Here is a 426-nt window from a genome sequence, read left to right as displayed (position 1 = left end):
TGGGCATCGACAGGTTCATGCTGCACGTCTCGCCCGGCACCATGCCGCACCGCGAGGTGCTGCGGGCGATCGAGCTGCTGGGCACCGAGGTGGCTCCCGCGGTCCGCGCCGCCACCGCCTGAGCCGCGCCCGGCCGGGGACGGGCGCCGACGGCCCCCGGCGCCCCTTTCCGAGTCACCCACCGTGATCAGATCGTTGCTTGACTGCGCTGTCAACGGCCGTCTACGGTCGGCGCCGAACACCGATGACAGCGCAGTCATGAGGGAGGTGCCGCCCGTGTCCGCTCCGCCCGAACGCACGGGCCGCCTCGCCGGCGGGGTCGTCATGGTCGACGTGGCCCGCGAGGCCGGCGTCAGCCAGAAGACCGTCTCGCGCGTGCTGAACGAGTCCCCGCAGGTGCGCCCCGAGGTGCGCGAGCGCGTGCTC

Annotated in this window: 1 protein-coding gene; it reads left to right on the top strand. The window is 73.7% G+C overall.

The features are described from left to right. Window positions 1-258 precede the first annotated feature (258 nt). Window positions 259-426, top strand: a 168-nt coding sequence (locus FHN55_RS24375; protein ID WP_139714555.1) for a LacI family DNA-binding transcriptional regulator, incomplete at its 3' end; no start/stop codon positions are given.

The organism is Streptomyces sp. NP160 (assembly GCF_006335115.1).
Classification (GTDB): Bacteria; Actinomycetota; Actinomycetes; order Actinomycetales; family Quadrisphaeraceae; genus Quadrisphaera.
The sequence above is the reverse complement of the archived record's forward strand: the minus strand, read 5'-3'. Positions and strand labels throughout refer to the sequence as shown.